This window comes from Nonomuraea typhae (genome assembly GCF_009760925.1).
Classification (GTDB): domain Bacteria; phylum Actinomycetota; class Actinomycetes; order Streptosporangiales; family Streptosporangiaceae; genus Nonomuraea; species Nonomuraea typhae.
In genome coordinates this window covers 650,248-662,430 of sequence record NZ_VRLV01000004.1, presented here as the reverse complement: position 1 = coordinate 662,430, position 12,183 = coordinate 650,248, and the positions used below count along the sequence as shown (strand labels likewise).

13 protein-coding genes are annotated in these 12,183 nt (G+C 72.7%); 5 read left to right on the top strand and 8 right to left on the bottom strand.

The features are described 5' to 3' along the window. Positions 1-30 precede the first annotated feature (30 nt). Complete coding sequence (locus tag FVE25_RS19070; protein WP_219825556.1) at positions 31-414, top strand: PucR family transcriptional regulator; 384 nt, start codon at positions 31-33, stop codon at positions 412-414. Between the two features lie 4 nt (positions 415-418). Here the strand turns inward: FVE25_RS19070 and FVE25_RS19065 are convergent, their stop codons facing one another. Then, positions 419-1,021: a histidine phosphatase family protein gene (locus FVE25_RS19065; protein WP_157248296.1), complete on the bottom strand. Its 603-nt coding sequence runs from the start codon at positions 1,019-1,021 to the stop codon at positions 419-421. Next, positions 1,018-2,319 (bottom strand): PEP/pyruvate-binding domain-containing protein, encoded by a 1,302-nt coding sequence (locus tag FVE25_RS19060; protein WP_157248295.1) that lies wholly within the window; start codon positions 2,317-2,319, stop codon positions 1,018-1,020. The genes FVE25_RS19065 and FVE25_RS19060 overlap by 4 nt, the downstream gene beginning before the upstream one ends. A 58-nt stretch (positions 2,320-2,377) precedes the next feature. Between FVE25_RS19060 and FVE25_RS19055 the strand changes: the two genes are divergently transcribed. Together FVE25_RS19055 and FVE25_RS19050 are read left to right on the top strand one after the other, a co-directional pair. Further along, entirely contained in the window at positions 2,378-2,764 is a 387-nt protein-coding gene (locus FVE25_RS19055; protein WP_157248294.1) for a DNA-binding protein, read from the top strand. Continuing rightward, positions 2,761-3,396, top strand: coding sequence for a helix-turn-helix domain-containing protein (locus FVE25_RS19050; protein WP_157248293.1), 636 nt, complete (start codon positions 2,761-2,763; stop codon positions 3,394-3,396). The genes FVE25_RS19055 and FVE25_RS19050 overlap by 4 nt, the downstream gene beginning before the upstream one ends. 16 nt (positions 3,397-3,412) lie before the next feature. On the opposite strand, the gene FVE25_RS19045 is transcribed toward FVE25_RS19050, so the two are convergent. Then, positions 3,413-4,519 (bottom strand): epoxide hydrolase family protein, encoded by a 1,107-nt coding sequence (locus FVE25_RS19045; protein WP_157248292.1) that lies wholly within the window; start codon positions 4,517-4,519, stop codon positions 3,413-3,415. Between the two features lie 159 nt (positions 4,520-4,678). Here FVE25_RS19045 and FVE25_RS19040 point away from each other — a divergent pair, with 159 nt between their 5' ends. Continuing rightward, positions 4,679-5,587, top strand: a complete 909-nt coding sequence (locus FVE25_RS19040; protein ID WP_157248291.1) for a helix-turn-helix transcriptional regulator — start codon at positions 4,679-4,681, stop codon at positions 5,585-5,587. On the opposite strand, the gene FVE25_RS19035 is transcribed toward FVE25_RS19040, so the two are convergent. Beyond that, positions 5,584-6,744 (bottom strand): FAD-dependent oxidoreductase, encoded by a 1,161-nt coding sequence (locus FVE25_RS19035; protein WP_157248290.1) that lies wholly within the window; start codon positions 6,742-6,744, stop codon positions 5,584-5,586. The genes FVE25_RS19040 and FVE25_RS19035 overlap by 4 nt on opposite strands. Before the next feature lie 20 nt (positions 6,745-6,764). Next, positions 6,765-7,958, bottom strand: coding sequence for an erythromycin esterase family protein (locus FVE25_RS19030; RefSeq protein ID WP_157248289.1), 1,194 nt, complete (start codon positions 7,956-7,958; stop codon positions 6,765-6,767). Between the two features lie 91 nt (positions 7,959-8,049). Between FVE25_RS19030 and FVE25_RS19025 the strand changes: the two genes are divergently transcribed. Continuing rightward, positions 8,050-8,925 (top strand): AraC family transcriptional regulator, encoded by an 876-nt coding sequence (locus FVE25_RS19025; RefSeq protein WP_157248288.1) that lies wholly within the window; start codon positions 8,050-8,052, stop codon positions 8,923-8,925. On the opposite strand, the gene FVE25_RS19020 is transcribed toward FVE25_RS19025, so the two are convergent. From FVE25_RS19020 to FVE25_RS19010, 3 genes are read right to left on the bottom strand one after another with little or no spacing between them, the layout of a single operon-like run. Next, entirely contained in the window at positions 8,926-10,203 is a 1,278-nt protein-coding gene (locus FVE25_RS19020; protein ID WP_157248287.1) for a glycosyltransferase, read from the bottom strand. Then, a complete protein-coding gene (locus FVE25_RS19015; RefSeq protein WP_157248286.1) occupies positions 10,196-10,798 on the bottom strand; it encodes a TetR/AcrR family transcriptional regulator in 603 nt (200 codons plus the stop codon). Before FVE25_RS19015 ends, FVE25_RS19020 begins: the two co-directional genes overlap by 8 nt. A gap of 48 nt (positions 10,799-10,846) precedes the next feature. Then, positions 10,847-12,073, bottom strand: coding sequence for an MFS transporter (locus FVE25_RS19010; RefSeq protein WP_157248285.1), 1,227 nt, complete (start codon positions 12,071-12,073; stop codon positions 10,847-10,849). Positions 12,074-12,183 lie beyond the last annotated feature (110 nt).

Below are 12,183 nucleotides of genomic sequence, written 5' to 3'. Positions count from 1 at the left end.
GAACCAGGGCGGGCTGCCGGTCCACAGGCCGTGACCAGTGTGGTGAACACCGTGCTGTCCACGTCCCTGCTGACCGAGGCCAGAGGCGAGCAGTTGGTGTCCCTGGCGCTCGCCGGCCAGGTGCCCGCGCACGTCCTGACCGCTCAGGCGCGCGAGCTCGGCCTGGCCGCCCGCATCGGCCCGCTCGCCGCATCGGACGAGCGCAACACGCGGTTCCTCGACACGCTCAGGTGCTACCTGGCCAACGCGCGCAGCTGGGCGGCGACCGCCGAGGAGCTGAGCACCCACCGCCAGAGCCTGGCCTACCGGCTCCAGCAGATCGAGGAGGCGACCGGCCGAAGCCTCAAGAGCTCCCGCGACCTGGCCGAGCTGTGGATCGCGGTGACCGCGCACGATCTGTTCGGGCCCTCCTGACCTGTCAGAGCCGCACCCTTGCCGGGAACCCGGTCCAGCGCAGATCGGGCGGAAGGTGGCTCATGTCGTTGAACATCACGATCGCGGGTGGCAGGCCGGTGCGGTACTCGATGACCGTCAGCGCCGCGTTGGCGCTGTTCAGCCCGAGCCATCGGGACGGCGGCGCGTCCATCGCGTGCCGGAGCAGCCACGCGATCTGGTAGGCGTGCGTCACCAGGACCTCGTGCGTGTCGGGCCCGCCGGGGCCGGGGGCGTAGGCGAACCGCTCGATCAGGGCGTCGGCGAGCCTCCGGCCCGAGGCCGCCTCGGCGTCGTCGAACCCGTCGAAGAAGCCGGCCCAGGCCGGAGGCAGGTCGGCCGGGCCGGGAACGTAGGGGATGTGGTCGGCGAGTTCCGCGGCCTCGGTCACGGGCACGCCCGGAAGCTGCCGGGCGAGTTCGGCGGCGCTGGCCACGGCGCGGGCCAGCGGCGAGTGCCACATGGCGTCGACCGGTACGCCGGCGAGTCGTTCGCCCAGCAGCCGCGCCTGCCGGCGGCCGGTACCGGTGATCGTGCCGAGCGCGTCGGCGTCGCCGTGCCGTACCGCGTAGAGGTGCCGCGTGGTCATGAGCCGTCCGGAGTGGGTGTGACGGTGCCGTTGGTGCCGTCGACGGTGATGAGGGTGTCGTCGCGGAGCGTGCGGGTCGCGCCCGGGATGCCGAGGACGGCGGGGATGGCGTGCTCGCGGGCGACGATCGCGGCGTGGGAGAGCACGCCGCCGGTTTCGGTGACCACGCCGGCGGCGATGCGCAGCAGCGGCGTCCAGGCGGGATCGGTGAAGGGGCAGACGAGGATGTCGCCCGGGCGCACGCGGGCGAAGTCTCCGGGGCCCCGGACGATTCTCGCGGTGCCGGTCGCGCTCCCGCGGCTGCCCGGCGTCCCGGCGAGCGCGGCGGCGGACGTGCCCGTCCCCGGTGGCGGCTGCGCGGCGGCGGACGTGCCCGTCCCCGGTGGCGGCTGCGCGGCGGCGGACGTGCCCGTCCCCGGTGGCGGCTGCGCGGCGGCGGACGTGCCCGCCGCCGGTGGCGGGAGTGCGGCGGTGACCGGGCGGGCCTGCAGGATCCAGGTCTTGCCGCCGGCGATCGCCCACTCGATGTCCTGCGGCCCGCCGAGCACGGCGGCGATCTCCTCGCCCAGCCCGGCCAGGTCCGCGGCGGTCGTGTCGCCGATGGCCGGCCGGCTCCGGCTGCCGGTGGGCACCTCGCGCGTGACCAGCCGCGTGCCGTGCCGGTCGAGGCGGGTCCGCTTGTCCGCGACGGTGCGGCCGACCGCCCCGTCGCCGGCGACGCGGTAGGCGTCAGGGGTGACCGTGCCCCCGACGACGCTGGGCCCGAGCCCCCAGGACGCCTCGATCCGGGTGACGTCGTCCGGGCCCGCGGGCGTGAACATGACCCCGGACACCTCGGCGTCCACATGGCGCTGGACGAGGACGGCCATCATCGGTTCGTCGTACGGCGAGGCGTCGCCGCGATAGTCCACGGCACGCGGCGCGTACAGCGAGGCCCAGCAGGCGCGGACGGCGGTGACGACCGCCCCGGCTCCGTGCACGGCGAGGAAGCTCTCGTGCTGCCCGGCGGCCGAGACCTGGCCGGTGTCCTCGTTCGCCGCCGAGGACCGCACCGCCACCGGCGGGCCGCCGAGCGCGTCGAGCGCGGCCGCCACCGCCTCGGCGAGTGGCTCGCCGGCCGTGATGCGCCGCCGTATCTCGTCGGGATCGCGCCCGAGGCCGCGGACGGCGGCGCGATAGGCGGCGAACGAGACGACGAAGCCATCGGGCACCGGCAGTCCCGCACGGAGCAACGCCCCGAGCGCGCCGGCCTTGCCTCCGCAGGTAGCGGCGGCGGCCTCCTCAAGGGGTACGATCACACGTCCTCCTATCAACGAAACGTTGACAACATTTCGTTGATTCTGCATCCTGGGTCGTATGCCACGCAAGCAGGACATCGCACACCCCGATCACGCCCAGGCCCGCCGTGAACAGGAGGCCCGTGAGCGGCTCCAGCGCCTGGGCGCGGACATGCTCGGCCCTCGCCCGTGGCGGCCCGCGCCCGCCCCGCCCTCCGCGGTCGACCTGGCCCAGTTCGCCGTCTGGCGCTGGGCCGACCTGGGCCCCGACGACATCCTGAGCGCCCTCACCCTGCTGCCCGCCGCCAGAGCCGAGGTCGAGGGACTCGAGTCCGCCCTGCTGTTCACCGCCCGGAGCGCGGGCCTGACCTGGGCCCAGATGGCGCAGGCCATGGGGTTCAACTCGCCGCAGGCCTGCCAGCAGCACTTCACCCGCCTGACTGCCCGGCAGGACACCGGCTCATGACGCGGGACTCCTCGCTCGACCTTCTGGTCCTGCATGCCGTACGCATCACCGGCTTCGCCGACACCCCGGTGATCGCGCGACGCTACGACCTCGACGCCGCCACGACGACGGAGCTGCTGCACGACGCCGAGGCCCGCGGCTGGGTCACGCACACCTCCTTCGCCGGCAGCGGCGGCTGGTCGCTGACCGAAGCGGGCCGGGCCGAGAACGAGCGGCAGCTGGCGGCCGAACTCACCGGCGCCGGCGGCGCGGACGAGGTCCGCGACGTCTACCGCGCGTTCCTCCCGCTCAACGCCCTCCTGCAACGAGCCTGCACCGACTGGCAGCTCCGCCCCGCCGCCGGCGACCGGCTCGCCGTCAACGACCACTCCGACCGGGCGTGGGACGCCAGGGTTCTCGATGAACTCACCAGCGTCGGCCAAGGGCTCACCCCCCTGGCGGGCCGGCTCCAGGAGGTCCTGACCCGGTTCCGCGGATACGACACCCGCTTCACCACGGCCTTGGCGCTCGCCCGGTCCGGCGACGGCTCCCGGGTCGACCGGACGGACGTCGACTCCTGCCACCGGGTCTGGTTCGAGCTCCACGAGGACCTCATCGCCACCCTCGGCCTGAACCGCAACGAGGAACCCTGACCTCGGGGCGCCCGCGTCACCGAAGCCCGTCGAAGAAGCCGGACAGGTCCGCGGCGAGCTGGGCGGGCGCCTCCAGGGCGGGGAAGTGGCGGCCGCGCTCGTGTTCGGTCCAATGCACGCCCTCGCCCGGCTCCAGCAGGCGGCGTACGGTCGGGTCGGCGCCGAAGACCGAGTAGCCCTGCGGCACCGTCGGCGGGGCGCCCCAGTCCGAGGCGTGGTGCTGCTCGTACAGGAAACGGGCGGCCGAGGGGCCGGTGCGGGTGAACCAGTAGATGCCGACGTTGGTGATCAGCTGCTCGTCGTCGATCGGCAGGTCGGTCCAGGCGTCGAAGCTTTCCGCGATCCACGCGAGCTGGAGCGCCGGCGAGTCGCTCAGGCCGAAGCCCAGCGTCAGCGGGCGCGTGTTCTGGACGGCCAGGTAGCCGGAGTCCTCGTTGCGGAACCTCTCCATGCGGTCCAGAGCCAGTTGGTCGACCTCGTCCGCGGGGTCGAGCTTCTGGGCGACCCAGGGCAGGAACGTCGCGGTGGCCGCCGCGGTGAAGGGGTCGGTGACGACGTGGATGCCGACGACGTGCTCGCCGTCCAGGGCTCCGACCGCGCCGGAGATCCCGGCTCCCACGTCGCCGCCGTGCACGCCGTACCGATGGTGGCCGAGCGCGGCCATCAGCGACGCCCACGCCCGCGCGGTGCGGCTCATCGCCCAGCCCGGCTCGCGCACCGGCGTCGAGAAGCCGAATCCGGGCAGCGACGGGATGACCAGGTCGAAGCCGCGATCGAGCAGAAGCGGGATGAGCTTCTCGAATTCGGCGAACGAGCTCGGGTAGCCGTGGGTGATCAGCAGCGGCAGCGCGTCGTCGTGACTGGAGCGCACGTGCACGTAATGGATGCGCTGGCCGTCGATCTCGGCGACGAACTGCGGCAGCCGGTTCAGCCGCGTCTCGGCGGCCCGCCAGTCGTGGCCGAGACGCCAGTACTCGGCCAGCTCCCTGACCCGCTCCAGCGCGATGCCGTCCCCCAGGCCGGGCATCTCGTCGGGCCAGCGGGTACGGCCGAGCCGCTCGATCAGGTCGTCGACCTCGGCCTGCGGGACGTCGATGCGGAAGGTCTGGATGTGCGCGTTCATGGCCTTCTCCGTCGTCGATGGTGCGCGAGGGCCCCCGCATCCCCGCGGAGACCCACGATGCCCGAGGACGACCCGGCCCGGTATCCGGCATCCGCCGGCGCGATTGCGCGTTGCGGATAGACAACGGCAGGATGTGCCCCGTCGGCATAAGGGGGCCCCGTGCTGGTCGATGAAATGTACGAACTGGTCACGCGGCATTTCGCGCCGCACCGGCTGAAGGTGCGCGAGCTCAGCCCGGACGGCGCGCGTTACCGGCCGCTGCACCAGGGGACGCTCACGATGCAGACGCTCGCCTACGGAGCGGAGATCAACGTGGGCGTGTGGGATCTGGAGGACTTCTACATCCACGTGCCGATCCGCGGCCACGGGCGGCTGAGCGTGGACCGCCGCGAGGTCTGCGCCCCGATCACCGTCATCGGCCCGGGGCAGCGGCCGGTCATGAACTGGAGCGTCGATCACGAGGTTCTCATCGTCCGGGTGCCGCAGGCGCAGGTCGAGCGGACGCTGGCGGACTACCTCAGCGGCCCGGCCGCGCGGGTGCCGGTGTTCGAGCCGGAGATCGAGCGTGACGGCCCGCTCGGCGGGGCGCTGCGCTGGCTGGCCGCGGGGGCGCTGCCGGTCCCTGACTCGCCGATGGCCGCGCACCACCTGGAGCAGTTCCTCCTGCACACGATGGTCACCTCGCACGCCGGGAACTTCTCCCCCGGCCCGGCCGATCCCGGGCCGCCCGCGGGACAGGCCGCGCTGCGGCGGGCCCGCCGCTACTGCGAGGACCACGCCGGCGAGCCGGTGTCGCTGCGTGACATCGCCGCGGCGGCCCGGGTCGGCGTCCGCACCCTGCAGGCGGGTTTCCGCCGGCACATGCAGACGACCCCCATGGCGTACCTGCGGGAGGTACGGCTCGCCAGAGCCCATGCCGACCTGCGGGAGATCGCCGAGACCGGCGCGCCGACGAGCGTCACGGACGTGGCGTTGCGGTGGGGGTTCACGCATCTGAGCCGCTTCGCCGGCGAGTACCGCAAGAGGTACGGCGAGCCGCCCTCCGCGACCCGGCGCCGTATCGGCTAGGTCGCGTTGAGGAGCGCCGCGTACTCACCGACGTTCAGATGCTCCCCCTTGAGCTGGGAGGTGAGCTCCGCGCCGAGGATGCCCAGGGCGAGCAGGGTGTCTCCGCGTTCCCTCGCCTGTTGCCCGATGTGCGCGGCGGTGGCGGGGTCCACCTGGTCGCGCCAGTTGGGTGCGTACGTGGCGCCGCCGTGGGGGCCGAGCGGGAGCACGATTCCCGGCGGGCCGGGCTGGTAGGCGGTGAGGGGGCCACCGCCGTCCAGGAGGGTGCGGATGTTCGCCGCGATCACGGGTGCGTGGGCCACCGCCGTACCGGCCTGTTTGGGCTCCTCGATCGCGGTGATGTCGCCGAGGGCGAACACCCGCTGCTGGCCGGCCAGGCGAAGGTCGGGAGTGACCGTGAGCCTGCCGTCGGGCCGGCGGGCCGTCGTCAGGTCGCCGGCCAGGTAACCGGTGTCCGGGGAGCCGCCGAAGCAGCGGAACCAGAGGTCGGCGGTGAGCCGCTCGCCGGACTGCAGGGTGGCGGTGAACGTCCTGGCCTCGCCGGCGGCGGAGGGTGGTTGCTCGCGCAGCCGGGTGCCGAGGATGACGCGGATGTCCATCGCGTCGAGCTGGCGGCGCAGCTCGGCGCGGAACGCGTCGGAGTAGCCGCCCGAGACGATCTCGGGTCCCGGGTCCACGATGGTGACCGACTTGCCGGGCCAGGCGGCCTTGATCTCCCCGGCCAGTTCGAGCCCGACCGGGCCGGCGCCCAGCAGCAGGATCCTTCCGGCCCGGGCGAGGGCCCGGCGGGTGTGGTGGTACCTGCTCTTGGCGGTGGCGCTGTCCTCGGTGTCGGCCTTGGCCGGGAACGGGTAGGCGGAGCCCGTGGCCAGGACGATGTGGCCGGCCTCGATCCGGGTTCCCGACCTCAGCGTCACGGAGCCGGCCTCGACGCGCACGGCCCGGTCACGGATCACCGTGCCACGGGTCAGCAGCCGGTCGTAGGGCAGGAACAGCCGGTCCGTCCACTGCGAATCGGTGAGGCCGCGCAGTGCGGCGACGTTGTGGACGAAGGTGTCGCGGGCTTCGATGAGAACCACGTCGGTGAAGGCGTCGAGTTCCTTGGCGACGGCGATGCCGCCGTATCCGCCGCCGACGACGGCCACGGTCGTGCGCATGGGGTGTTCCTTCTGGTGAGTCACAGCAGGGTGGTCGGGGTGACGGTGCCGACCTGCAGCACGGCGTCGAACCATTCGTCGAGCGGCCCGGTCGTCAGGTAGTGGCCGGAGTCGTCCGCGGCGTCGTAGATCCCGCCGATGATCCGCAGCTTGTGCGGGCCGCGCAGCCACTCGCTCACCGGCCCGGGGCGCGGGGCGCGCAGGCCGAGCAGGTAGCGCTCCGGTCCTGCCGAGGTCAGTACGGCGTCGGCGGACCCGGCCATCGGCGCCGGGACCCACTGGCCCGGATGAAGCCCGCTCACGTCTCCTCCGGCGAACCCGATCAGCAGGGAGAAGTAGCCACTGCCCAGCTGGGCGCGCAGCTCGTTGCCGACGCTCCGGAAGGGGTCGAGCAGGGCGGCGGGAACGACCAGGGCGGCGTTGGCGGTGAACACCATGCCCTCCCAGTAGACGATCTTCGTGTCCCCGCCGTGCAGCAGCGAGGTCAGCTTGGCCACCGACCGCCGCCGTGTCACGCCGTAGTCGAACCCGCCTCCGGCGAAGCTGCCGGTGTGCCAGTCGAGGATGAGCTTCGCCTTCTCCAGCGCGGCGCCGGGGCCGGCGGCCGATGCCACCAGGTCGTAGGCGTCGCGCGCATGCTCGGCGAACGGGCGGCCGGGGTGGGTGCCGCGCGCGTGCTGCACGTGTTCCGGCACCTCGTGCGCGGTCACGATGGTGGCGTAGTGGCCGCGCAGCTCGTCCAGCCGGTCCCCGGCCATCTGGTCGAGGACGGCCTGGTAGTCCGAGGGACGCGCGGCCGGCGGCTCCAGCCCGATCATCCGCAGCGGGTCGGACGGGTGCCGCCGGTTGAACGCCCGCGCCCACTCGAGCACGGCGAGCATCTCCATGGTCCGCCAGGGTGTCCACAGGTCCCCCAGCGCCGCGCGGGCGGTTCCCTCGCCGCCGCGGACGTAGGCGTCCACCCGCTCGACCGCCGTCTCGTCGTCCTGGATCGCGAGGACGCGGAAACCCAGGTTCTCCACGAGGAGGCGGAGCACCCGGTGTCCCTGGGTCACCACCTCGTGCGCCGCCCGGGTCGGCTCGCCCACCCCGACGATCCGCGCACCGGCCAGCATGGCTTCGAGGGGTTCCAGATCGGTGAGCACGTGCGCCGGGTCGGTGGTCGTGAGAGCGTGCGCGTTCTCGGCTGTCCAGTGCCGCACAGTCGTCATCATGGGATTCAGGCTATGAGGGCACCTTGCGACAATGAATACGTGATCCTAGCTGTTTTATGCGCGATCGTATCAATGACATAGGGTTCGGTAGATGGACATCCTGAGCGACGTGATCTCGGCCGTCCGGGCCGGCAGCCCGGGCGGGCAGCGGGTCGAATGGCGGGCGCCGTGGCGTCAGGACTTCCCCGACCTGCCGGGAACCGCCGGCTTCCTGGTGGTGCTCCAGGGCACGTGCCGGCTGATCGAGGGCTCCGCCGCGCCCGTTCCCCTCGGGCCCGGCGACATCGTGTTCTCCCCGCACGGCAACGGATACACCATGACCGACCACGCGGCTTCGTCCACCACCGTCACCCTGTGCGGCGGCTACGAACTCACCCCCGAGTGGACCCATCCCCTGCTGCGGGAGCTGCCCGGGACGATTCACCTGCCCGCCCGCCTCGGCCACGACTCGGGGCTGCGCTCGGCCGTGGACATCCTCGGCGCCGAACTCGGCGGCAGCCGCCTGGGCGCCGCCGCCCTCCTGCCCGTGGCGCTCGACCTGCTCCTTCTGTACGTCTTGCGAGCCTGGTTCGAAGGGCACCCTCACGACGGGACGGCGAGCGGATGGGCCGCGGCGCTGGCCGACCCGGACATCAGCGCCGCGCTCAACGCCATGCACGACGACCCGGCCCACCCCTGGACCGTGCAGGAGCTGGCCGACCGGGCACGGCTGTCGCGCGCCACCTTCTCCCGCCGCTTCGGCGCCCTCACCGGCCAGCCGCCCCTGACCTACCTGACCTGGTGGCGCATGACCACGGCGGCCCGGCTGCTCCTCGAGCCCGCGGCGTCCATCGAGGCCGTGGCCTCCCGCATCGGCTACACCTCGGAGTTCGCCTTCTCGAACGCCTTCAAACGCCACTTCCGCCTCGCCCCGGGGCGGTATCGCCACCAGGTCCTGACGCGCCGCCGTACGACGGCCGCCGGTTGATCACCCTCGCTCGGCTGCGGTTTCGAGCTCGGTGACGGCCTCGAGTTCGGCGACGGCCCGGTCGGTGGCGGTCTCCGCGGCGATCTCGGCGGCCAGCCGCTGCGCCGCCCGCCGGTAGGACGGCTCGCCGAGGACCTGCCGGACGGCACGGGCGATCACGGCCGCCGGAGCGGTCTTGCTCACGGTGATCCCGGCGCCCGCGGCCTCGACCCGCCGGGCCACCTCCATCTGGTCGCGCCCGAGCGGAATGGACACCAGCGGGACGCCCGCGGCCAGGGCCTTGACGACGGTCCCGTGCCCGGCGTGCGTGATCGTCACCGCGGCGTGCCGCAGGGCCTCGCTGTGGGGTACGGAGGTGGTCACCAGGACGTTGCCGGGCGCGTGGACGGACGCCGGGTCCACGGCGGGGCCGGTCGTCATCAGCCCGCGCACCGGCAGCGTGCCCAGGGCCTCGCCGATGCGCCCGAGCAGCGTGGTCTGGTTCATGTACGTCGAGCTCAGGCCGACCAGCGCCAGCGGCGCGTCACCGCCGGGCAGCCGGAGTTCCCCGGCCCAGGCCGGATCCTCCAGCCGTGGCCCGGTGTGCCGGACATAGGAGGGGAAGGTACGGCCGGCGTAGTCCAGCACGCGCGGGGACAGCACGAGAGCCCGATCGACCCGGCCGAACGCCGCCATCACCGACTCCAGCGGCGCCAGCCCGTTCTCCCTGCGGGCGGCGTTGAGCGCGGGCAGCCCCTTCTGCCACGGCATCTGGGTCAGCTTGGTCAGCACGCGATCACGCAGGCGGCCCAGCGGGCCGGTGGCGGGCGCGAGCCCCGGGCCGAACGGTGGCGCACCGGGCGTGGCGAACGGGTACAGCGTCGTCACCAGCGCGACCACGGGGATCCCGGCCGCCTCACCGGCGGTCAGCACGCCGAGCAACGGAAAATCGGTGACGATCGCATCGGCCGGATGGTCGCGCAGCTCGGCCAGCGTGTCCCGGGCGTAGTCCGCCGCGGGGCCGGTCACAATGCGGTCGCGCAGCCGGGCGAAGGCGCCCATCGCCGTGCGGGCCTCGAAATCCTTCAGGATGTCCGCCTCCGGGTTGGCGGCGTCACCCTGGGGCGCCGTCGTCCAGGCGACCGGTTCCACTCCCGCGGCGGCGACCTCGTCGTGCACCGACCTGTCGGACAGCACCCGCACACGATGGCCACGCTCACGCAACGCCCGCGCCACCGACAACACCGGCGGAACGGCACCGCCACCGGACCAGGTGGCGAAAAGGAAACGCTTACTCATCACTGCTCCTTCTCGGATCAATCGCGATCACCATGTCGTGCATCGCGCGCTCGGTCTCCTCGCGCGACAGGCCGAGGTCGCGCCGCCACAGCTTCCAGAGCGCGACGTCGGTCGCGGCGTAGTGCAGGTTCAGCGCGTGCTCGCGCTCGGGGCCGCCGGCCGGGAGCCGGTCGGCGAAGACCTGCTCCAGCCACGCCCGGTGCCGGCTGCGCGCGCCGGCGATCGCGCGGGCGATGGCCGGGACCCGCTCGGCGTCCACTCCCCAGCGCGCGTTGGCGTCGCCGTGGAGCTCGTAGTCGGCGATCAGCACGGCCACGATCGCCTTGACGTCGCCCGCCGGCGCCCGCCGGTCGTCGGCGACCCGGTTGGCCAGCCAGTCCGCCGCGGCGTCGGCGAGACCTTCCTTGCCGCCGAAGCGGTTGACGATCGTCTGCACGGAGACCTCGGCCGCCGCGGCGATGTCGGCCAGCGTGACCTCGTCGTACCAGCGCTGCATCCACAGCGCGACGGCCGTCCGCAGGATGTGCGCGCGCGTGGCCTCCATGGCCGCGGCACGAGCGCCCATGCGGTACGGACGCCTTTCGGCCTTTTCCATGGATCCATACTCTATTCAATTTAGTAAGAAGTCAATCGAAAGTTGTCCTCAGTCGTCGTGGGCGATGAGCATGAGCTGCCGCCACAGCAGCACCAGGAACACCGCCGAACCGCCGAAGGCGAACCAGAACGGCGCCGCGACGCCGAAGCGGGTGGCCAGAATGCCCCCGATCAGCGAACCGACCACCAGGCCGGCGTAGACGCAGATGGTGTTGACGCTGCCCACCCGGCCCTGCAGCTCGGGCGGGACCGCGCGCTGGCGGACCGTGACCGAGGTGGTGCCCCAGATGAACGCGTGCGCGCCGAAGACCAGGAAGATGCCCCCGGCGACCCAGGGGGAATGGGTGAGGGCCAGCCCCAGGTGGGTGAGCGTCTCGATGATGAGCCCGATCCGCATCAGGGCGCCGAGACTGACCTTGCGCGTGATGAGCCCGTACAGACCGGTGCCGATGAGCCCGCCGATCCCCCCGATGGTGGTCATCAGGCCGAAGCCGACGGCCCCGAGGCCGAGCTGCTCCTGGGTGTAGAGGACGAGAACCGACCAGGCCGCGCCGAACGTGAAGTTGAAGATCAGGATCGTGAGCGCCAGCGTGCGGACCGCCGCGTGCCGGAAGGTCCAGCTGAACCCGGCGATGAGTTCCTTCACGGCATTGGGCCTGGCCTCGCCGTCCTGCCTGCCGTGCGGCGGCAGCGTGATCCGGGAGACCAGCACGATCCCCGCCAGCACCAGGAGCAACTGGCCCGCGAACGGCCAGACGAAGCCCAGGCCGAACAGCGCCGCGCCGATCGGCGGCCCCGCGAGCTGGTTGAGCGTGATGAACCCCGTGCCCAGGCGGGCGTTGGCGATGACGAGGTCGTCCCTGCCGACCATCATGGGCGTCAGCGTCTGCGTCGCGTTGTCGGCGAACACCTCGGCGATGGACCGGAGCGTGAGCGCCACCAGCGCCGTCACCACCGTCAACGTGCCGGTCACCATGAGCGCCACGAGCGCCGCCAGCACCACCGCCCGCGCCGCGTTCGCGACCAGCACGATCTTGCGCCGGTCGTAGCGATCCGACAACACCCCGGCATACAGCCCGAACAACAGCGGCGGCGCCCAGCTCACCAGAGCCGACAGCGAAATCAGCAACGGATCCCGGGTCAACGCCGCGATCAGCAAGGGCCCCGCGGCCGCCGCGACCCCGTCACCGAGGTTCGTCAGCCAGCTCGACGCCAGCAGCCACCGAAACCCCGTCCCCAGCCGACCAGGCAGGACTTTCTCCACGAGTGTGATCACGAACGCACTACCCTAGGATTTTCGCCCGATTCGCGGCAACGTGTTTTCCGGGCTCAGGACCAACGCCCGCTGCGGCCACGGCCTCCGCGCCGAGCTGCGCGAATACTCGG

Coding starts and splice junctions, on each gene's coding strand:
- FVE25_RS19055 (WP_157248294.1), top strand. CDS start 2,378: ATGCCACGCAAGCAGGACATCGCACACCCCGATCACGCCCAGGCCCGC.
- FVE25_RS19050 (WP_157248293.1), top strand. CDS start 2,761: ATGACGCGGGACTCCTCGCTCGACCTTCTGGTCCTGCATGCCGTACGC.
- FVE25_RS19045 (WP_157248292.1), bottom strand. CDS start 4,519: ATGAACGCGCACATCCAGACCTTCCGCATCGACGTCCCGCAGGCCGAG.
- FVE25_RS19065 (WP_157248296.1), bottom strand. CDS start 1,021: ATGACCACGCGGCACCTCTACGCGGTACGGCACGGCGACGCCGACGCG.
- FVE25_RS19015 (WP_157248286.1), bottom strand. CDS start 10,798: ATGGAAAAGGCCGAAAGGCGTCCGTACCGCATGGGCGCTCGTGCCGCG.
- FVE25_RS19025 (WP_157248288.1), top strand. CDS start 8,050: ATGGACATCCTGAGCGACGTGATCTCGGCCGTCCGGGCCGGCAGCCCG.
- FVE25_RS19035 (WP_157248290.1), bottom strand. CDS start 6,744: ATGCGCACGACCGTGGCCGTCGTCGGCGGCGGATACGGCGGCATCGCC.
- FVE25_RS19020 (WP_157248287.1), bottom strand. CDS start 10,203: ATGAGTAAGCGTTTCCTTTTCGCCACCTGGTCCGGTGGCGGTGCCGTT.
- FVE25_RS19030 (WP_157248289.1), bottom strand. CDS start 7,958: ATGATGACGACTGTGCGGCACTGGACAGCCGAGAACGCGCACGCTCTC.